This window comes from Paraburkholderia sp. UCT70 (assembly GCF_050434085.1).
In the GTDB taxonomy this organism is placed as follows: domain Bacteria; phylum Pseudomonadota; class Gammaproteobacteria; order Burkholderiales; family Burkholderiaceae; genus Paraburkholderia; species Paraburkholderia tuberum.
On record NZ_JBNPVZ010000002.1, the window covers coordinates 2,260,411 to 2,279,655 of the forward strand.

Genomic DNA, 19,245 nt, shown 5'->3' on the forward strand with positions numbered 1-19,245 from the left:
TGGGATGAATCTGGACCATTGTAACGATTCCAAGCGACCACTTCGGCCACAACCGGCCGTTCGCGCCCGGTTCGTGAGTGTCCGTTCACCACCGACCATCTGCCGTTCGCAGCGGCGGGGGACCTACAGTTTGTCGGCCCGCGGTCGCGGATTGGAGGCCGAGGCCGACCGGCACCGTGACGGGGCCGCCGCTTCCGGAAACGCTGAGGGGGCACTTCCAACGGATTCCGGTCGATCACGTGTTCAGAAAACAGCCTCCTCAACGTTATGGTTCTGAGTAGAGCGGAGACGCCTGCCGTCTACGCGCGGGCTGACCCTGTATGCAGTCCGCGCCCGGATCGAACTCGCCCCGACACCCTGGTCACCGATGCGGATGTAACGGGCGCTCATGCTCGTGGTCCTCCGTTCTCGAATCAAGCTTCACACGGTGTCGTCAACGTGGCCCATCGTTCGACAATTTTCCGGTTCGCAAACCGCCACAGGACAAAGCCGTGAAACTCGATCTTTTTCCCGGAGATAACGTCGGTGGCGCGCCACGTGTTTCTGACCATCACCTTGTCACCTTCGGAAATCATGTCTTCGATCGTGACGTGCAAGTCCGGCCACTTTTGATAAGCCGCCTTCATCATGGCCATCGCGGCTTCGGGGCCGACCTGAGGACCCGACGGTTCGTCGTGGTCGAGGAAATCCGCGCTGAAGTTCGCCGATGCGACTTCCGGTTTCTTCCGGTTGACGAAGTCTTCGAAGTGATCGGCCACGAATCGCTTCATCTCTTCCAGCGTCAGACCGGGATCACCCTTCAGCGGTACTTGAAGCGGCTCCATCGCTTCTCCTTAGTTCGTCAACATCTTGAACGCATGCTGCCAGTCGTTCCTGAGGAATCCCGGCAGGCACCACAGCATGCATAGCGGCTCGATCGCGCGTGCCGATACGATGCTTCCGCAGTCGTAGGGCTCCCATCCGAACTGCCGGGCGATTGCGCCAACCCGGGCCTTCGCATCGTCGCTGTTGCCGCACAAAAACATGGTCGGCGTGCCTTGAGAAAAATGGGGATTCACCATGAGCGCGTTGCCGACGCTGTTGAAAGCCTTGACCACGTGGGCGAGGTGAACCTTCGCCTGAATCCTCTCGCCGAGCGACTCGTTCGGTCCCGTCGTATATTTCAGGACCCCGTTGACCGGCGACTCGTCGGCGAGCGGGTTGGTTGCATCGATGACGGTCTTGCCGGCGAGATTCTCCGGCCCCGCAAGCTCGATCACGCTCTCAGCGATGCGGCCGAGCACGGCTAGCACGACGATCTCGCCAAACCGAGCGGCTTCGTCGAACGTCCCGACCCTGGCTCCGGTTGTATTGCGGACCCAGTCCTGTATCTCCTTCTTGTGCGGATCTCGGGTGCCCAGCATCGTGTCGTGGCCATGCTTGACGAAGCCGGCGCCCAGTGCTCGGCCGACATCACCTGATCCCAATACGCCTACGTTCATCTCATCCTCCTCGGTTGGTCATAGCGAGCCCTACGTCAATACTCAGGCACGCGTGTCATGCGGCACGCTCGCCGCTTTCTCGTGGAGTAACGACAGCCCGATCCTGGTGCCAAACCCGTGTGCGTAAGCCAGTTGCACCAGCAGCATGGCCGCCGGTTCCGCGTAGCGCGCAAGGGCGAGCGGTCCCGCATCGACCGGCTCGGCGTCGATGTCGCCGACCAGTGTTGCGACCACGGCCCGCGCATCGCTGTCATCGCCGCACACGAACACGCCCGCGCGGTTGCCACCTATCAGCATGCCGGGCGAATGCATCAGCTCCGCAAAAGGCGGGATGGCCTTGACCACCGTCGCCCATGGCGCGAGCCTGGCGATCTCTTCGGCGCCCGAGGTGGTTGTCGCGACGAGCAAGCCGCTCATGTCGGGCTTCAGTACCTGCATTTCCAGAGTCATGATGCGCCCGCGCTTTGCCACGGCCCGCGGAGTAGTTCTTTACGTGATCGATGAACGCACGCAGCTTCGGCATGATCTGCCGACGGCTTGGATAGTAGAGAAACACACCCGGTATCACCGGCGCGAACGGCTCCAGCACTTGCACCAGTTTTCCCGCTCTCAGCCGTTCGGCGGCCATCGGTTCAGGTAGCTGGGCAAGGCCTACACGTTCGATTGCCGCACCCACCATGGTAGGAAAATCATGGGCGATGAGCGGGCCCGACACAGCGAACTCGATCGCGCGGCCGTTGTCGTTGAATGACCACGGCGCGAGCGCACCGTTGGAGCGCCGCCATCGCAAACATGCATGTTCGCGCAGATCGTCGATGCGTTCGGGACGGCTGCGGTCTGAGAAGTAGGCAGGACTGCCGATGATGACGAAACGAAACGGAGGTGTCAGCGGTATCGCGACCATGTCGGCGGCGACGAACTGACCTAGCCGCATGCCGGCGTCGAATCCTTCCGCTGCGAGATCGATCAGCTTCTCGCTTGCGTCGATCTCCACTTCGACCTCGGGATAAGCCTTGCAGAACGATGCAATCAGGGGTTCCAGTAGAATCGGCACCGCCGCGCGCGGCACTGAAAGACGCAACAGTCCGGCGGGCCGCTGGCCGAGTCCGCGCGCAACCTCACTGGCGGCGACAAGCTCTTCGAAGACAGGCTTTGCACGCGAACGAAACCGTTCGCCCGCTTCTGTCAGACCCACACTGCGCGTGGTGCGTATGAACAGCGCTACGCCAATGCGCGCTTCAAGTACGCGCTCAGCCTGGCTGACGGCCGACGGCGTCACGCCGAGTTCGGCGGCTGCCCTGCGAAAACTGCGATGCCGGGCAACGCTGAGGAACGCCTCTACGCCATCGAGCACGCCCTGCCTGACTGTGAAGTTCTGCTTCATAGCCCGTCAACATTGTGATGAATAGTCGCTCGCGAGAAGCCATGGTACACCTACGCCTGCGGATGAGGCGTCGCGCAGATTCCGACGCGCGAGCCCGGAACAATCCGCTGGAGACCGTGGAGGAACCTCGCAATGAACGATGCGCTTGATGGCGTGCGCGATCACTATCGCGCGACCGGCCTGACCGAGCGGCTGAAAGCCGCACTCGCAGTCCTTGGACGGGAGGATCAGCTGCTCACACCGCAGCAACTGGACGCCCTCGACCAGTTTCACACCCGTGGGCTCGCTGCCACCGCCGAGCTTGCCCAATTGGCCGGGATCACTGCCGACACGTCGGTGCTAGACGTCGGTTCGGGCATCGGCGGGCCGGCCCGTGTTCTGGCTTCAACCCGTGGCTGCCGGGTTACGGGTATTGACCTCAGTGAACCGTTCGTGGATGCCGCGCGCTATCTCACCCAGCGCACTGGGCAGAGCGAACAGGTGTCGTTTCGTACCGCCAGCGCGCTGGAACTTCCCTTCGAAGACAGCCGTTTTGATGTCGTGTTGCTGCAGCATGTGGCGATGAACATCGCCGATCGCGCGCGGCTTTACCGAGAGATCCGGCGTGTCCTGAAGCCGGGCGGCAAATTTGCGACGTTCGACGTCGTCGCAAACGGCAGCAAACTGCACTATCCGGTTCCGTGGGCGCGAACCCCGGCCACAAGCTTTCTCCTGACGGCCGATGCAACACACGAAGCAATCGAGAAAGCAGGTTTCCGCACGCTGGCATGGCAGGACGACACCGAGGCCGCAAAGGCCTGGATCATCCAACGGCGTGCGTCCGGGCCGCCGCCCTCGCCAAATCTCAGCGTGGTGCTGGGGCCAGACTTCGCGCAACTTTTCACCAACTTGGGACGCAATCTCATGGAAGGCCGACTCGGCATTCTCACTGCGGTATTCGAGGCCGCCTCCACGAAGACACGGAATCACATGGAGAACCGCTCATGATCACCGCCCCTGTTCCTGTTAGTACCGTCCCGCCGCGTCCCGCTTGGCGCGGCCTGTTTTGGATCGCACCGCTGACGGTCCTGTGGACTGGCTTGATCTACTGGCTGCCGATAATCCCGGCTAGCGGCGTTCCAACCACCGCACACCAGCTGACGGCCCATGCAGTTATCGCGGTCGGTTTATGGCTCGGCCTCGAAAGCACCGACCTGACGCCGGGCCAACGCCGCACGACCTGGCTTGCGGTCACGATTCCATACACACTTTGGTTCGCTGTCGCCTGGAGCGCGGCCATCAATGGCGTCTTCCGCACCGGCACGTCGCCGTCACCGGTGCCGTTGCTGCCGTTGGCGATCTTTCTACCGGTGCTGATCGGTGCGCCACTGTTGCTGTTGTCGAGGCGGACGGGTCAGGTGCTCGATGCGATGCCGGTAACCTGGCTCGTTGCCATTCAGCTCTATCGCGTATTCGGCAGTTGGGCGCTCGCTGCCTCGCTGCGTGGGGAGATGCCCAGTGTGTTCGCTTTGCCGGCGGGAATCGGCGATGTGCTGACCGGCGTGTTCGCAGTACCGGCGGCAATCGCCGTCGCGACCGGCACGGCCGAGGGTCGGAAAGCGGCAATCATCTGGAACATCTTCGGCCTCGCGGATTTCGCCATTGCAGTCACTATGGGGCTGATCACTTCGCCGGGTCCGTTCCGGCTAATCGTTCCGAATGTGCCAAGCATCGGTGCCGGCGCTTATCCGGATGTGTTGACCCCGGCATTCGTTGTGCCAAGCTCGATCCTGCTGCACGCGCTGTCGCTGCGCCAACTGTTCCGACGATCCGCCGGCTGATCTCGTTCCTGCTCCTTATCGAGGATCCTGCCCCGTCTGCGAAAGGCACTCCATTCCGCACGATCAAGGTCGGCCTGTAGACGCGATTGAGCCCTTACTCTAGTTTGTCCCGTTCATGCACCTTCTGGAGGAAGAGGCTGCAACAGACAAACTCAGCCTGCAGTCAGCGTGAGAAGTCGCCTTTACCGATCACTCGTCGTCCGACGCGACCCGACGAATGGCCGCTGCAATTGCGAACTGCCGTTCAAGCACCCTCGACCCGGCCGGCAGCAGTGGGTCGGCTACGGAAGTTGGCGGCGATGCTGCGGCGCAACCGCAGCAACACAGGTCGACCGTCCGGGTCCGGCCAACTGCGGCCGTTGGCTAGCGCTTTCAGGCGGACATTCGAGCGTCGGCTTTCCTCCCTGACAGCGGACTCTCACGCTGCGAACCTATCTGGCGAGTCGTCGGCCTCGGGACAAACTCTTGCGTTCTTTTGAGACACTCGGGGTGCCTAAGCTTGAAAAGCGTCTCGTGGCCGCCTACGATACCGACAACAGATTCCAAGCGAATTCTCGCGAAAGCCGAGCGGTTTTTGGGCGGATTCCCGGGCGTAACCGGCGTCGGGGCAAATTGGCGCGACTTATTAAAATGATCAGCAATCGTTTCAATAAACTCTGGCGCTCTCGTCGTCGTATCGACGGAGAGTCTAGTCGTGGTCCTTGGAGGCACGGAGGCGAAAATGCGCAGGCTGTTACTCGTGGTTGGACTGTTGGTGACTTTCGTGTCCGGAGGATCGGCAACAGCTGCAGACTCCGGCCCTTACCTGGTTGGGCATTGGAAGCTGGCTGATACGTTTACGGAGTCTAAAGTACCGCCAGTAGTGACTGATAATACCGAGTTCGTTTCCTCCTCAATCCCACGCCATTAACTCTGACGCTCGAATATGCTTTTTTTGATTCGGCGGGGACTTTTTGTGGTTGCGACCGCGATACGCTCGCGCCAAATGGGCGTACTCGGTACACCATGTTAGCGGAGCTGAATGGCGGGCAGTTTTCTCAAGCGCTGTGCCCGAGCAAGACGAACCAGACCGACGGAGTGATGAAGACCATAGTCTTTACGAAAGCGGACGGGGGTGATGTTGATGTTGGCGATGCAGTAGAGGCGGGTTACCAAATCGACTTGTTTAACGGCGGAAGAACGGAATCCGATTTAAAGGCTGTTTTGCTGAATCCGCACACAAAGGCTGAAATCAATTCGATTCATAAGCAGTGCAACACGTTCATCAACAGCACAAGTTCATCAAAAAAGAAATAATTGACCGCAATAAAACGGCTGCGGCTTTCCCTGCCTTTCGCGCGGGATCGCAGCCGCTCGCAGTCTGTCTCGCCGGCTACGAGTCGGCGATGACGTTGGACCGTTCGAACGTCGGCTTCTATGGGGACTTGTTTGTCAAGCCGTTTTGATCACATGAAGGGCTTGGATCTCATGGTGGCGCCTGTAGGTTGTTGAGTGCGTGAAGCCTTGACGTGACATGGCTGTGCCATGGTGGTCCGAGGTCGGGGTGTGACGAGCGTTCGAGCCAGTGCCCGAACGAACTTCTATCCGTGCAGGGCGCCAACACCCTGCACCTCATGCAGCATGCGCGCAAGGCGCGCTGGCAAACCCCGGTTATGGGCGCGCCCCATCTCTGCGGGACGGTCACGGGGGCCGTGACCCGCCGACGTTCGCGACGCGCGCAATAGGAGTAACGGCGATAGCACTTGCCGGGCCAGCACATAGGCATCTATGACCGCTGGTATCCAGTAAGCTGCCGTTGAGGTGGCGCAGGTTCCAACGGCGGCAGTGGGTCGACTTGCGACGATCATCCGCTGCGGGCCGGCAAGCGATTCTCAATTCAGCTATCGGACCGGGTTCGGCCACTTACGGCCGTTCTCACTCGGTTCACGCACGTCCGTTCACGAGGGATCAGCGGCCCGTCGGCCCAGCAAATACATGGATGAGTTTGGCTATCTGTTGGACCGTGCCGGTGCCTGACAACCAGCGACTGATGGGTGCGGATTCTCGGCTACGCGTCAATGGTGACGACGACCCTCCATCGATATCCGCATCGCGGCACGTCTTTAGCGATCCACGCGCTGCGCCGAATGCGAGCGATCACGCGACATCGCTTTGATCGCGGTCACCGACTTGCCCGCTACGAAGCTCACGTGCACGGCGCACGAAATGGCCACAACTCCAAATAAGGCACCAATCGCGTCCCGCACAGTGTTCCCCGTATTCGATGCAAGGCGGTTGTCCCAGTACATCTTTCGTGCAACGCACCATCCTCTGATTTAGGCAATTCATGCATTCAGGCGCGCACGCTCAAACGCGATTCATTCATGCTGTCAAAAATGATGCGTTTAACGTCGCAAAAAAACTTGCATTTCCCGCGGGAAAAACTACCTTGATTGAATAAAACAGCTTCTGGCTCGGCACCGGAGGAGACACATGCCGGCTACACGTATGATGATTGCGCGTCGTGCGGGCGTTAGCGTGGCCACGGTCGATCGTGTGCTGCGCGACGACCTGGCTGTGCGTCCGGAAACGGCAGAGCGCGTCCATCTCGCGCTGGCGGCCCTGCGCGACAACCGCGCCAGTCGCGGTCGCCCTGCCAAGATCAACACGTATCGCGTGGCCTTCGTTCTACCTCAGGTCAATTCGCGCTTCCTCGACCACGTCGAGCGCGATATCGCACTATCCGCGAGCTTCTTTCGCGAGCACCGCATCATTCCGTCGTTCTACCGCTGCGATTTCTCCACACATCGCGACACTATTGCTTTCGCCGAGCAGGCGATCGACTACGACGCACTTGTTCTTGTGCCGCTCGACTACCCCGCGGTCGAACGCCTCATTGAAGATACGAGCGATGCGGGCGTGCCCGTTGTCACAGTGTTCTCCGATTTGCCTGCAAGTCGCCGCGCTGCGTATGTCGGGGTCGATAACCGGATTGCCGGACGCACCGCGGGAGTTTTGATGGGCCGTTTTCTCGGCGCACGACTCGGTACGGTGGCGGTTCTATCGGGCTCGTCGCGCCTGCACGATCAACTGGAACGCCGCACCGGCTTTTCGCAGGTGCTGGAAGAGGACTTTCGCAACCTGCGCTGGATTGCCGAACCGGACTTCGCCGAAGACGACGACGGCGCAGGCCTCGCCGTGCAAGGCCTCCTTGCGCGTCACCCGGATCTGGTCGGCGTTTATGCGACCGGTGGCGGCATCTCCGGCATCGCGACGGCATTGCAGGAATCCGGCGACAAAGCTCGCCTCGTACTGATCGGCCATGAATGCACCGCGGAGACTCGCGCGCAGTTGTCCGAGCGTGCGATCGACGTGATCCTCGATCAGGATGTGCGCGGCATCGTTCACTGGGCGGGCCTCGTTGCCATCAATTTTCTTAACGACGTGCGTGGCGCGCTCGCCATCCCAACGCCGGAAACCAGGATTTACCTTCGTGAGAATGCGCATGCCTGAAGCTCGCGGCACGTGGATTGCAGTCTGAGTCCGCTGGAGCCGAAACACAGCACCCGGCGCATGGGCGCTGTTCCATAGCAGGTTGGAGACCCGAAAAAGACAAGGAGAAGACAAATGTTACGTCTTACGTCAGCAAGGGTAATAGGGGCGGCCACCATATCGTTGGGACTCGGCATGGCAACGGGCGCGCAAGCACAGGGCAAGCAGTTGACGTTATGTTGGGCCGCATGGGACCCGGCTAATGCTCTCGTCGAACTGTCGAAGGATTTCACGAGCAAAACCGGCATCAAGATGAAGTTCGAGTTCGTGCCCTGGACAAGTTACGCCGATCGCTTTATCAACGAACTTAATTCGCACGGCAAACTATGTGACCTGATCATCGGCGACAGCCAGTGGATTGGTGGCGCAGCGGTTAACGGGCACTACGTCAAGCTCAACGATTTCTTCGCAAAGAACAAGATATCGATGAACGACTTCGTGCCGGCGACCGTCGTGGGTTATGCGGAGTGGCCAAAGAATACGCCTAACTACTGGGCGTTGCCCGCCATGGCGGATGCGGTCGGCTGGACATATCGCAAGGACTGGTTCGCGCGTCCTGAGTTACGCGCCGAGTTCAAGCAGAAATATAAACGCGAACTCGAACCGCCAACCACGTTGGACGAACTCAAGCAAACTGCGGAGTTCTTTCAGGGCCGCAAGATCGATGGCAAGACCGTATACGGTGCCTATATCTTTACAGAGCGCGGTTCTGAAGGCATCACGATGGGGGTGACCAATGCGCTTTACAACTTCGGCTTCGAATATGACGACCCCAAGAAACCCTATCACCTGGATGGCTTCGTCAACTCGCCGGGCGCGGTCAAGGGGCTGGAGTATTACAAGGCGCTTTACAAGTGCTGCACGGCGCCCGGCATGACCAACGCGTACATGCAGGAAGGATTGGACGCCTTCAAGTCTGGCCAGGTGGCGATGCAGATGAACTGGTTTGCATTCTTCCCAGGACTCTACAAAGACCCGAACGTCGGCGGCGACAAGATTGGTTTCTTCGTCAATCCGCGTGAATCGAAGCAGTACACGCAGCTTGGCGGACAGGGCATTTCCGTCGTTTCTTATTCGGATCATAAGGACGACGCACTCGAGTACATCAAATGGTTCGCGCAGCCGGATGTTCAGAAGAAATGGTGGCAGCTGGGCGGCTATTCGGCGGCGAAGTCGGTGGTGGATGCGCCCGACTTTCCGACGAGCGCACCTTTTGCGCCGGCATTCCTGAAGTCGATGTCGATCGTGAAAGACTTCTGGGCTGAACCCGCCTATGCAGAACTGCTGCTCGACATGCAAAAGCGCGTGCATGATTATGTGGTGGCCGATAAGGGCACGGCCAAGGAGGCGCTGGATCTGCTGGTCAAAGACTGGAACAAGGTCTTCAAGGCCGAAGGCAAGAATTAGCGTGTATCGAGGACTGGACCGGAGGCCCCTGCACGGATGCCGCCGGTCCGATTAAAGGAGCCACGCATGTTGGCAAACAAGCCTTTTTCGTCGGCGCGGCTGGAGTCGCGGGCGTCGGCGCGTGCGCGCACACGTCTGGCCGGGTTATCGGACAGAGCCATTGCGTGGCTGTTCATCCTTCCAACAATCCTGCTGCTGCTCGCGATCAACATTTTTCCGTTGATCTGGGCGTTACGTCTGTCGTTCACGAACTTCAAGTCGAATATGCCGAGTGTACCGGCGCGCTTTGTCGGTATCGACAACTACGTCGACATTCTCACCGACGAAGACATCTGGTACGCGATGCAGGTGACGGCGCGTTTCGTGTTCTGGTCGGTCGGGCTCGAGGTTCTACTGGGTTTCGGCCTCGCGTTGCTGATCAACCGACAGTTTCGCGGTCATAGCTTCTGGACCACGCTGATCCTGCTGCCGATGATGCTGTCACCGGCAGTCGTGGGCAACTTCTGGACCTTTCTGCTGCAACCGCAAACGGGCCTCTTCAACGATATCGTCGGCTTCTTCACCGGCATTGCGCCCGGTTCATTCCAGATGATCGGCGACGTGTCGCTCGCGCCGTGGACCATCGTGATGGTCGATACGTGGATGTGGACCCCCTATGTGATGCTCATCTGCCTCGCGGGCCTGCGGTCGATTCCCGACTACATCTACGAAGCGGCTGAGGTGGATCGCGCCACACCGTGGCGGCAGTTCTGGTCGATCACATTGCCAATGACCTTGCCGTTCCTGATGCTCGCCGTGCTGTTTCGCGGCATCGAGAACTTCAAGATGTTCGACATGGTGAACCTGCTGACTTCGGGCGGCCCGGGTTCGGTGACTGAAACCGTGTCAATCACATTGAAGCGTGCCGCTTTCGAGAAATGGCAGACGGGCTACTCTTCGGCGCTGGCCATCATCCTGTTCGTGGCGGTGTTCGGTGCGGCGAACATCTACGTCAAGGCACTCAACCGGGTGAAACAGCGATGAGACCGATTACGACCCAACATTCAGTGGTGGCGTCGTCGCCACGCGGCAAGCGCTTCGCTGCGGCGATTGTCATCACTTACTCGCTGCTTGCAACTTTGCCGATGGTATGGATCTTCCTGACGAGTTTCAAAACGCAGGAAGACGCGATTGCCTATCCGCCTGTCGTGCTGTTTCAGCCGTCGATGGAAGGCTATGTGAACCTGTTCACGATCCGTTCGCGGCAGACGCCCGAGTTCATCGCCAGTCTGCCGCCCGCGCAGACCTGGTATGAGCGCGATGTGCGCAAGCGCAACATGGTGATCGCCGGGCCCTCGAAGGTCTTGCCGCGGTTCGTGAATTCGCTCGTGATCGGTTTCGGTTCGACCTTTCTCGCAGTATTTCTCGGCACGCTGGCGGCTTATGCGTTCTCGCGTTTCAAGGTGCCGCTCGCCGACGACCTGCTGTTCTTCATCCTGTCGACGCGCATGATGCCGCCGATCGCGGTCGCCATTCCGATCTACCTGATGTATCGGGCACTGGGCTTGAGCGACAGCTATGTCGGCATGATCGTGCTGTATACGGCGGTGAATGTGTCGCTGGCGGTATGGCTGCTGAAGGGGTTCATGGACGAGATTCCGCGCGAATACGAGGAGGCGGCGCTCGTCGACGGGTACACCCGCCTGCAGGCTTTCGTCAAAGTGGTGCTGCCGCAGGCGATCACCGGCATCGCCGCCACTGCGATTTTCTGCCTGATCTTCGCGTGGAACGAGTACGCATTCGCGTCACTGCTTACAAGCGGCGATGCGCAGACCATGCCGCCGTTCATTCCGTTCATCATCGGCGAAGGCGGGCAGGATTGGCCGGCCGTCGCGGCGGCGACGACGCTTTTCGTGCTGCCTATCCTTATCTTCACTGTGGTGCTACGCAAACATTTGTTGCGCGGCATCACCTTCGGAGCGGTGCGCAAATGAAGCGAGACTCCGTTTTGCCGCAAGGACATTATCTGCGCCGTGGCCACAGCGAAGCGGTGTCGACTGCACTGATTGGTCTCGGCATGGCGATGCTAGTGCAGCCGTTTTCGCTGACGTTGTTCACATGGTCGTTTCCGGTCATCCTGGTAGGCGCGCTCGCGTTCGTCGTGACCAGCCATTTCCCGGACTGACACCATGTCCACGATCGTTCTTGCCAACCTTCACAAGCGCTTCGACGACTTCGTCGCGGTGCGCGACACCAGTCTGACGATTGGCGCCGGGCGCTTTGTCGTGTTGCTCGGTCCATCGGGTTGCGGCAAGACCACCACGCTGCGGATGATTGCCGGCCTCGAGTTGCCGACCTCCGGCCAGATTTTGATAGACGGTGAGGACGTGACGGCATTGCGCGCACGTCAACGCGATATCGCGTTCGTCTTCCAGATGTTCGCGCTATATCCCCATATGACGGTGCGCAATAACATCGCCTTTCCGCTGAAGAACGAGCATGTGTCGCGCAAGGAGATCGCGGCACGAGTGGATGCGGCCGCGCACATGCTGCGTATCGAGAACATTCTCGATCGCAAGACCGGTGGGCTGTCTGGCGGCGATCGGCAGCGCGTGGCGCTGGGCCGCGCGATCGTGCGGCAGCCGAAGGCGTTTCTGATGGATGAACCACTCGGCACGCTCGATGCGGATTTCCGCGAGCTGATGTGTCTCGAGTTGCGTAAGCTGCATAACGCGCTTGCCGCCACGACCGTCTATGTTACGCACGATCAGAGCGAAGCGATGGCGATGGCCGACGACATCGTCGTGATGAACAAGGGTGAGTTGCTGCAAACCGGTCCGCCGCAAGAGATCTATCACTTTCCGGCGACGGTGTTCGTCGGCAACTTCATCGGCAGTCCGCCGATGAATTTCCTGCCAGTCGATGGCGGTGTGGACGCGGGCCACGAAGAAGTCCGCCTGCACGGCGCACAGGTCCCGGTGCCGCGCTGCGAAGCCCCCGCTGAACGCGTGCTGCTGGGCATTCGTCCCGAGCATGTGGCGATCGATCAGCACGGCCCGCTGCGCGGCAAGGTCATTGCCGATGAATATCTCGGTTCGCATCAGGTGCTGGTGGTCGAGACCGCGCTGGGCGTGGTGAGGGTGCGAGTGGGAAAAGACGATGGCCTGCCGGCCGGATCACCGGTCGGCTTGTCGTTTCGCAAGGAACGCACGCTGCTGTACGACGCGCAGAGCGGCCGGCTGCTGCGGGGCGCCGCTCACGCGATTCCTGCACACGGAGAAGCCCATGGCTGAAATCCAGCTGCGCAATGTGTCGAAACGATTTGGCGATATCGTCGCGGTCGACGATATTTCGATCGATGTGATGGACGGCGAGTTCGTGGTGCTGCTCGGGCCAAGCGGCGCAGGCAAGACCACGACGCTGCGTCTGATCGCCGGGCTGGAGCGGCCGGATGCGGGCGACGTGCTGATCGACGGTGCAATTGCGACCGGCGTGCATCCGTCCGATCGCGACGTCGCGTTTATTTTCCAGCAATATTCGCTGTATCCGCATCTGACCGTGTTCGGCAACCTGGCGTTTCCGTTGCGCTCGCCAAGAAGGCGCAGCAGCGAGGCGGACGTGCGTGCGCGGGTTCACGCGGTCGCGGAGATGCTGCACATGGAATCAAAGCTCGACAACATGGCGACGCATCTGTCCGGCGGCGAAATGCAGCGCGTGGCGATAGGGCGCGCGCTCGTGCGGCAACCCAAGGTGTTTCTGATGGACGAGCCGCTGTCGTCGCTCGATGCGAAGCTGCGTGAAGAGCTGCGCATCGAACTCAAGCGCCTGCATCGCACGATCGGCGCGACGATCATCTACGTCACGCACGATCAGGTCGAAGCGACCACGCTCGCGGATCGCATCGGCATTCTTGACCATGGGCGTCTCGTGCAGCTCGGCACGCCGCGCGAGGTGTATGGCAATCCGGTGTCGCTGAGCGCCGCGCAGCGGCTCGGCTCTCCGCCGATCAACCTGCTGCCCCCCATGCTGTTCAATTCGGCTCACATGCCGGCGGGAACGGCGACTGTCGCGATCCGCCCCGAGGATATCGTGCTGCATGACCCTGATATGGGCGATGCGCGTGGCGTACAGGACGCACTTGATCTGACGGTGCTCGAATATTCGCCGCTGCGCCATCTGCTGATTCTCGATCGCGCGGGAACCGCCGTCGTGGCAACGACCGTTGCGGAGCGCAATTTTTCGCCGGGGCAATCGGTCGGCGTGTTGCTGCCGGCGCGCAGCCTTTTATATTTCCGTGCCGATGGCAGGAGGATCCCGACATGAACGGCAAAACGGTCATGGCGTGCATCGACGCTGCCTATGCGGCGTTGAAGGAGCATACCGACGAGATCGCGTCACTCGACCAGCAGATCGGCGATGGCGATCACATCTTCAATCTGCTGCGCGGCATGGAAGCCCTGCTTGCGGTGCGCGCGCAGCGGAGATCGAGGCCGAAGCATTTGGCCCCGCGCTCGATGTCGCGGCTTCCAAGGTGCTGTCGACGGTGGGCGGATCGTCCGGGCCTTTATTCTTCTCGTTGCTGAACGGCATGGCGAAAGCGTCCGTGAGCAATGCAATGGATGTGGCCGGCTTCGCCCACATCTTCGCGGCGGGCGTCGAGGCCGTCGGGCAACGCGGCAAGACCGGCGTCGGCAGCAAGACTATGATGGACGTGCTGATTCCGGTTGCGAAGCGCTTCGAGGAACTTGCCGCAGAAAGCGCCTCGGCGGGCGTGGTGCTCGACACGCTGCCGCAAGTCGCCGAGCAAAATATGCTTGCGACCCGCGACATGTTGGCGACCAAGGGACGGGCGTCGTTTCTCGGCGAGCGTTCGCGCGGACATATCGATCCCGGCGCGCGCTCCAGCCAGATCATGATTGCTTCGGTATGCGCGCGGCTCGCGCAACCCAACGGATAAAGGAGCAGGAGACCGTGAAAAAATTCATCAATCATGTGGACGATTTTCTGGCCGAGAGTCTGGCAGGATTCGCCGCAGCCCATGCCGACCTGGTCGTACTCAATAGCGAACCGGTGTTCGTGAGGCGCAAGGACCTGAAGCCTGGCAAGGTCGCTCTGATATCGGGCGGCGGCTCGGGGCACGAACCGCTCCATTCAGGGTTTGTCGGCAATGGCATGCTCGACGCCGCTTGCCCGGGCCAGATCTTCACGTCGCCGACACCGGACCAGATGATGGCCGCCGCCAGGGCCGTCGATACCGGTGCGGGCGTGCTCTTCATCGTGAAGAACTACTCGGGCGATCTGATGAACTTCGAAATGGCGTCGGAGATGTCCGAGGTGCCGAATGCAATGGTCCTCATCAACGATGACGTCGCGGTAGAGAACTCCAGCTATACGACCGGACGGCGCGGGGTTGCGGGCGCGGTGATCGTCGAGAAGCTGGTGGGCAGCCTGGCTGAAAGCGGTGCGAACCTCGATGAATGCAAGATGTTTGGCGACCGGATCAACAAGCACACGGCTTCGATGGGTGTCGCATTCTCCAGTTGCACGGTGCCGGCAGCTGGCACGCTGACGTTCAAGATCGGCGACGATGAGATCGAAGTCGGCGTCGGCATTCATGGCGAACCGGGCAGGCGGCGCGCGAAATTTGCGTCGGCCGATACGATTGCGGGGGAGTTGCTAACGGCTATCGTCGACGATCTCAAGCCACCTGCGGGGGCTGGCTTGCTGGTGCTTGTGAACGGTCTTGGCGGCACGCCGCTTGGCGAGCTTTATCTTCTCTTCAACTCTACGCGCGCTTGGCTTCAAAAGCGCGATCTGAAAATTGCGCGCGTGCAGGTGGGCGCGCTGACCACTTCGCTCGAGATGGCAGGCGCTTCGATCACACTTTGCATGCTCGACGAAGAGATGACGAAGCATTGGGACAGCGCGGTGCACACGCCGGCGCTAAGGTGGGGTATATAGCACCAAGGCGACAATATGCCGGTGCGAAAGCAAGCGTTCGCCGGTCGAAAGCGCATAGTCGGGAGAGGGTCTCATTGAAGCGGCGTCACTGTCTGCAAGGTCCGATTGTGCAAGAGTTTCATGAGGGCCGAAAGGCGGTGGTTCGAATCCTGGTAAGCGAACGTCTCGCATTGATCTGAGAGCCGACCCTCGTGGTGATGGTCCGAGCGGCTGTTCGCCGCCGCTCCTCGATGAACGACCGGTGAGCAGCGGTAAGCAGGCACGTCCGCGTCGACACACGAACGACAGCTGTGGCCGAGCTGCTGTCTCTGAGGCGCCGTCATGAACGACCGGTCCATCTTGTTACCTGCGCCTGAACTCCCAACGTCGCACCGGCGACGATGCGGTCGACAAGACTCGTTCAGCGATAAGGCTAACTTGTTCAACCGAAGGTAACGAGCCGCCTGAGTGTCGCGACGGTGAGTTCGGGATGCCCCGTGAGAAACGGCAATCCATGATCGGCAGCCTGAGCGACGCGCGGAGCCGCATGGGGCGGTAAGCCCTCTAGTCGCGCTCGTGAAATTCCCAGGGATTCATCCTGTCGACAGATACCGGCGCATTGGGTCGGGACACGACGCCCTTCAGGGCCTGCGTTGAGCCATCCGGTCCGGACGGCGGATCGACGCGAAGCCAACGCCGCAGCGTATCGCGGACGCACTGCTGGCAAAAGTCAGCTCATTTGGGCGCCTTCGCCGAAAACCGAGCCAAAGCCGCCACGCCAGTCGAGCGACACTTTTTCGTACCACTCCCACTGGTCGTCATCGGGCGTGATGCGCCGGCCGCAGCGGTCGCATGTGAACGCCGCAAGCTCCAACACTCTCCTGTCCCGGTTTTCGCGCATCACCTACTCCCTTTCCCAGTCCGGCGGCACGAGACCAAGCTGCTTCGCAGTGGCGACCGGCAGGCGCAACAGCATCGTGCCCGGCCTGCGCTCCATGTTCCCGAGCATTGTGACTTCAGCGGCTACACCGTCGAACTCGAGATACACGACGTCCTCCGGCTCAAAAATCTCGGTGTAGAGATCCCAGCCGGGCTGATCACCCTCTTTCGCCTGATACCTGATGCGGGCCTTGGTACTCATGAATCCCTGTTCCTTTTGTGAGCGTTTAGCCGATGCCCCAATTGTCGGCGGCCGATCCCTCCAGATACTGGATGCGGTCCGCGGTGTCACGGACAGCCGCCTCTCATCTCATTGTTCATAGTGCGATCCCGGTCGGCCTCTGGCATCAGCGCTGGCCGTTGAGAAAGTCGAACCAGTCGTGCGCGAAAGCACAGCCGTGATCGGGAATGCCCGAGCCGGCCAGCTTCCCGCCGAAGTAAGTTCTCGCCGGTTCAGGAATTTCGTCGAGACGCACGTAACGGTAGCCTGCATCATTCATGTGAACCGTCACCTGGGGTGGCACGGGTCGCGGTGGCAATGCTTCGCGGCCCTTGTTCAGGGCGGCGACAACACAGCGCGCAACGAGGTCCCATACGCTGCCAGCCCATCTCGGATAACCGCGCACCGTGGCGCGCTCGCCGACCACCCCGAGCACCGCATCGTCCAGGGCCACCCCGTAGTCCGCAAGTGCCCCAGCACTCACGCGCGCAATGTCCGCCGTCGCGATGACCCGCTTTCCGTCTTCCCGCCCACCGGGCAGCAATTCAATGGTGATCCGAAGCATTCGCCTCTCCTTCTCATGATCTTCTGATCCGGTGCCGCAGTTCCGCGGACGCACATCGTGTCGTGTCGAGGACCTGGACATGCACCGCGATCGCCTGCGCCCCCGGCAGATCCCTCCGTCCCGGCGAAGCCACCCGAACAGCAGAACGCCCCGTCAGGACTGCCGGTACCCGTCGAGTGGAAGACCATGCTGCTTCACGTGAGCGTTGTAGCTTTCGATGGCTTGCGCATTCTCCTTCGCCGATACCCCGCCCTGCCGGGCCGGCCCGAGGCTGGCTACGCCTCCTTGCGCCGCTTGCGACCTGTCGGCGTCCAGCGAAACTTTCGCCGGCATGCGTGTGCCGGCCGCCGCCTTGCCAGGAGCAGCCCCGGTGATGCGCCGGGACAAGATTTCGCCGGCGAATGCCGCAGCGCGTTCCATGGACAGCGAGGGCCCCAGCAGGTCACGCATGCGACCATCGGCAACGGCGGTCGTGAACGAAAAGCCCGCCGCGCCCACCGCCAGCATCGCATCCAGCACCGGAATCCTGAAGGCGAACCCGGCTGCGCGCGCGATCATGCGCGCCACCGTCTGGCGTGCGTGCGACGGATCGATCCCGTATGAGACGGCGAGGTCGACCAGTGGCCGCCGATGCGCGCCCACCCCATAGCGGTGGGCCAGCAGGTCGGCATCGCGCGCGGCCTGTGCATCGAGCGGCTGCTCCGGTTGGAGCAGGTTGCGTCCGCGGGTGGCGAGGCACGCCGCGACGCGATGGATGGCAGCCTCGAGCGTTTCAGTGCCGATCGTCACGCGCCAGCGGCCATCGCCTACCCCGGGATGCGACGCCGGCGGCGCCAGCAGTTGCCCGGGCGCGAGCAGCAGGGCGCGCTCCCAGGTGCGAAGGCGCGCCACGGTGAGCGCCTTCGGAAACGTCCCGTGTTCCCACTGCAACAGCGTGGGACGGGACACATGGCAGGCGCGCGCCACCTCCGCAACGCACAGGCCCAGTTCACTGCGCAGCCGCCGCGCGTGAGGGCCGATCTCGCGGCACCGGGCGGCGGGGATCCGTGACTGGGGATCGCCGTCTGCGCGGGCGGCGGCATCCGCCGCATTGAACACGGGGTCCGGCAACGGTTGCGTTTCAGGACCGAGCAGCCATCCCGGCGGCACCTGCAGGGCCGCTTCCAGCGCGTTCACGGTGGCGGCTGCGACGGTGTGCGGCCACCGCCCCTTCTCCCGGTGCACCAGGGCCGGTTTCGCCACCCCCGCCCTGACCGCGAGATCGTCCTGTGTCATCCCTGACGCCTTGCGTCGGTCCCGCAGGCGCTGTGCTATCCGCGGTACGTCGGATCGTGGAATCCACACACGCATCCCGGCCATCCTGATCCCCTTCATGAGGCTGTTTCTGTCTGAGCGAAGAAATGCGTCCGCACGTCCCGAAACCGGCCGACGGCCCGGCCGGCAGCCGCCCGGCTTCAACCGGTGCACGCATAGGCATTGGCGCGCGCGTCATGCAGCGCACGGTGCTCGCCGCCATGGCGCGCGTAGTAGGCGGCGCGCCGCTGCGGGTTGCGCGTGCCTGCGATGTTCTCGAGCCGCCAGCCACGCGGCAGCGGGCCGCCCAGCAGGAACCGCAACAGGGCCAGGTCCGTCTCGTAGTCGTAGCACAGCACCGGCCCGGAGTCGCCCGGCACCGCCACGAGCCATGCGCGCAGGGCCTCGCGCAGCGCTGCAAACGGCATCGCGCGCCCCTCGGACTGGCCGAACTGCGGCAGTACCACGGCGCGGACAAAGTCGCTGCACAGCGCCGGATCGAAATCGGTCCGCTCGCCGTAGAACTCGTACCCGTGCTCGCCCACGAGGGCGAGACTGAGCAGCTGGCACTGCCGGAAGTCGGTGAATTCCGTGTCGAGGAAATACCGGTTGTTCCAGCCAGCCTGCGGCTCGGGTTCGGCCGGCAGTGGCCAGCGCATGGCGCCGTGAAAGTGTGTATCCGTCAT

19 protein-coding genes and 2 pseudogenes are annotated in these 19,245 nt (G+C 61.6%); 12 read left to right on the forward strand and 9 right to left on the reverse strand.

What is annotated here, in order from left to right; genetic code table 11:
* Positions 1 to 413: 413 nt before the first annotated feature.
* From OKW41_RS12675 to OKW41_RS12690, 4 genes and pseudogenes are all read right to left on the reverse strand, one after another.
* Complete coding sequence (locus tag OKW41_RS12675; RefSeq protein ID WP_429565311.1) at positions 414 to 824, reverse strand: ester cyclase; 411 nt, start codon at positions 822 to 824, stop codon at positions 414 to 416.
* Positions 825 to 833: 9 nt separating this feature from the next.
* Entirely contained in the window at positions 834 to 1,481 is a 648-nt protein-coding gene (locus OKW41_RS12680; protein WP_429572704.1) for an NADPH-dependent F420 reductase, read from the reverse strand.
* A 42-nt stretch (positions 1,482 to 1,523) separates the two neighbouring features.
* Entirely contained in the window at positions 1,524 to 1,778 is a 255-nt protein-coding gene (locus tag OKW41_RS12685; protein ID WP_429572705.1) for a hypothetical protein, read from the reverse strand.
* Between the two features lie 175 nt (positions 1,779 to 1,953).
* A pseudogene (locus OKW41_RS12690) lies at positions 1,954 to 2,865 on the reverse strand (LysR family transcriptional regulator); the annotation flags it as partial.
* A 132-nt stretch (positions 2,866 to 2,997) separates the two neighbouring features.
* Here OKW41_RS12690 and OKW41_RS12695 point away from each other — a divergent pair.
* The 12 genes and pseudogenes from OKW41_RS12695 to dhaK all read left to right on the forward strand — a co-directional run bounded on the left by OKW41_RS12695 (position 2,998) and on the right by dhaK (position 15,563).
* The gene (locus OKW41_RS12695; RefSeq protein WP_429572706.1) at positions 2,998 to 3,852 is read left to right on the forward strand and encodes a class I SAM-dependent methyltransferase; all 855 of its coding nucleotides are present in this window, start codon (positions 2,998 to 3,000) and stop codon (positions 3,850 to 3,852) included.
* Positions 3,849 to 4,685: an MFS transporter gene (locus tag OKW41_RS12700; protein ID WP_429572707.1), complete on the forward strand. Its 837-nt coding sequence runs from the start codon at positions 3,849 to 3,851 to the stop codon at positions 4,683 to 4,685. The genes OKW41_RS12695 and OKW41_RS12700 overlap by 4 nt, the downstream gene beginning before the upstream one ends.
* A gap of 1,005 nt (positions 4,686 to 5,690) precedes the next feature.
* On the forward strand, positions 5,691 to 5,981 hold the full coding sequence (locus OKW41_RS12705) for a hypothetical protein (RefSeq protein WP_429572708.1): 291 nt from the start codon (positions 5,691 to 5,693) through the stop codon (positions 5,979 to 5,981).
* Between the two features lie 1,176 nt (positions 5,982 to 7,157).
* On the forward strand, positions 7,158 to 8,177 hold the full coding sequence (locus OKW41_RS12710; protein WP_429443788.1) for a LacI family DNA-binding transcriptional regulator: 1,020 nt from the start codon (positions 7,158 to 7,160) through the stop codon (positions 8,175 to 8,177).
* 114 nt (positions 8,178 to 8,291) lie between these two features.
* A complete protein-coding gene (locus OKW41_RS12715; RefSeq protein WP_429443789.1) occupies positions 8,292 to 9,623 on the forward strand; it encodes an ABC transporter substrate-binding protein in 1,332 nt (443 codons plus the stop codon).
* A gap of 66 nt (positions 9,624 to 9,689) precedes the next feature.
* Positions 9,690 to 10,646 carry a carbohydrate ABC transporter permease gene (locus OKW41_RS12720; RefSeq protein ID WP_429443790.1) on the forward strand — a complete coding sequence of 319 codons (957 nt, stop codon included), beginning with the start codon at positions 9,690 to 9,692 and terminating at the stop codon, positions 10,644 to 10,646.
* Entirely contained in the window at positions 10,643 to 11,596 is a 954-nt protein-coding gene (locus OKW41_RS12725) for a carbohydrate ABC transporter permease (protein ID WP_429443791.1), read from the forward strand. Before OKW41_RS12720 ends, OKW41_RS12725 begins: the two co-directional genes overlap by 4 nt.
* On the forward strand, positions 11,593 to 11,787 hold the full coding sequence (locus tag OKW41_RS12730; RefSeq protein WP_429572709.1) for a hypothetical protein: 195 nt from the start codon (positions 11,593 to 11,595) through the stop codon (positions 11,785 to 11,787). The genes OKW41_RS12725 and OKW41_RS12730 overlap by 4 nt, the downstream gene beginning before the upstream one ends.
* 4 nt (positions 11,788 to 11,791) lie before the next feature.
* Positions 11,792 to 12,895: an ABC transporter ATP-binding protein gene (locus tag OKW41_RS12735; RefSeq protein WP_429572710.1), complete on the forward strand. Its 1,104-nt coding sequence runs from the start codon at positions 11,792 to 11,794 to the stop codon at positions 12,893 to 12,895.
* Positions 12,888 to 13,925, forward strand: a complete 1,038-nt coding sequence (locus tag OKW41_RS12740; protein WP_429443794.1) for an ABC transporter ATP-binding protein — start codon at positions 12,888 to 12,890, stop codon at positions 13,923 to 13,925. The genes OKW41_RS12735 and OKW41_RS12740 overlap by 8 nt, the downstream gene beginning before the upstream one ends.
* Positions 13,922 to 14,559: pseudogene (gene dhaL, locus OKW41_RS12745) on the forward strand (dihydroxyacetone kinase subunit DhaL). The gene OKW41_RS12740 and the pseudogene dhaL overlap by 4 nt, the downstream one beginning before the upstream one ends.
* Before the next feature lie 14 nt (positions 14,560 to 14,573).
* The gene (gene dhaK, locus OKW41_RS12750; RefSeq protein WP_429443796.1) at positions 14,574 to 15,563 is read left to right on the forward strand and encodes a dihydroxyacetone kinase subunit DhaK; all 990 of its coding nucleotides are present in this window, start codon (positions 14,574 to 14,576) and stop codon (positions 15,561 to 15,563) included.
* Between the two features lie 709 nt (positions 15,564 to 16,272).
* On the opposite strand, the gene OKW41_RS12755 is transcribed toward dhaK, so the two are convergent.
* From OKW41_RS12755 to OKW41_RS12775, 5 genes are all read right to left on the reverse strand, one after another.
* Positions 16,273 to 16,443 (reverse strand): hypothetical protein, encoded by a 171-nt coding sequence (locus OKW41_RS12755; protein ID WP_429572711.1) that lies wholly within the window; start codon positions 16,441 to 16,443, stop codon positions 16,273 to 16,275.
* A gap of 3 nt (positions 16,444 to 16,446) precedes the next feature.
* Entirely contained in the window at positions 16,447 to 16,683 is a 237-nt protein-coding gene (locus OKW41_RS12760; protein ID WP_429572712.1) for a hypothetical protein, read from the reverse strand.
* Positions 16,684 to 16,828: 145 nt separating this feature from the next.
* Positions 16,829 to 17,266: a hypothetical protein gene (locus OKW41_RS12765; protein WP_429572713.1), complete on the reverse strand. Its 438-nt coding sequence runs from the start codon at positions 17,264 to 17,266 to the stop codon at positions 16,829 to 16,831.
* Between the two features lie 153 nt (positions 17,267 to 17,419).
* Positions 17,420 to 18,640, reverse strand: coding sequence for a helix-turn-helix domain-containing protein (locus tag OKW41_RS12770; RefSeq protein WP_429572714.1), 1,221 nt, complete (start codon positions 18,638 to 18,640; stop codon positions 17,420 to 17,422).
* Between the two features lie 80 nt (positions 18,641 to 18,720).
* Positions 18,721 to 19,245, reverse strand: a complete 525-nt coding sequence (locus OKW41_RS12775; protein WP_429572715.1) for a hypothetical protein — start codon at positions 19,243 to 19,245, stop codon at positions 18,721 to 18,723.